Origin of the sequence: Vibrio sp. 070316B (assembly GCF_013114115.1) — a bacterium.
Classification (GTDB): domain Bacteria; phylum Pseudomonadota; class Gammaproteobacteria; order Enterobacterales; family Vibrionaceae; genus Vibrio; species Vibrio chagasii_B.
Genome location: NZ_VTYC01000087.1, coordinates 1 through 615 on the forward strand (window position 1 = coordinate 1; position 615 = coordinate 615).

General features: G+C 43.7%; 2 tRNA genes and 1 rRNA gene. All 3 read right to left on the minus strand.

The window, feature by feature from the left end:
* Positions 1-286: 286 nt before the first annotated feature.
* Positions 287-362 (minus strand) — tRNA-Ala (locus F0251_RS24345).
* Positions 363-376: 14 nt separating this feature from the next.
* A tRNA-Ile gene (locus F0251_RS24350) sits at positions 377-453 on the minus strand.
* Between the two features lie 67 nt (positions 454-520).
* Positions 521-615, minus strand: a 16S ribosomal RNA gene (locus tag F0251_RS24355); the annotation flags it as partial.

The window sequence follows — 615 nt, forward strand, 5'->3', positions numbered from 1 at the left end:
ACAACCCGAAGAGGTCTTATGTATGGTAAACAACCAAGGTTTTTGGTTGTAACAAGAAGGGTTAATTCTTATTACGTGTTTGCCGGACTCAATATGATTCAAACAAGTTTGAATCGAATACAAGACACTTGAATGTGTTTGTGTTGTGTTTATCCAAAGGATAAACATTGAGAACTTTTAATTTGATTAACTCGTAGAGTTAATCAGTCAGCTTTCCAAATTGTTAAAGAGCTTGATTCAATAATTGAACCATTTTTAAAGATTCTTAAGGAAGAACACTTAAAGATGGTGGAGCTATGCGGGATCGAACCGCAGACCTCCTGCGTGCAAGGCAGGCGCTCTCCCAGCTGAGCTATAGCCCCATCTAGGTCGATATTGGTGGGTCTGAGTGGACTTGAACCACCGACCTCCCGCTTATCAGGCGAGCGCTCTAACCAGCTGAGCTACAGACCCAATATCGTCTCTTAACTTATCTAAACCGTATCAATCTGTGTGGACACTTATCGTGAACATCTTCGTATAAGGAGGTGATCCAGCCCCAGGTTCCCCTAGGGCTACCTTGTTACGACTTCACCCCAGTCATGAACCACAAAGTGGTGAGCGTCCTCCCCGAAA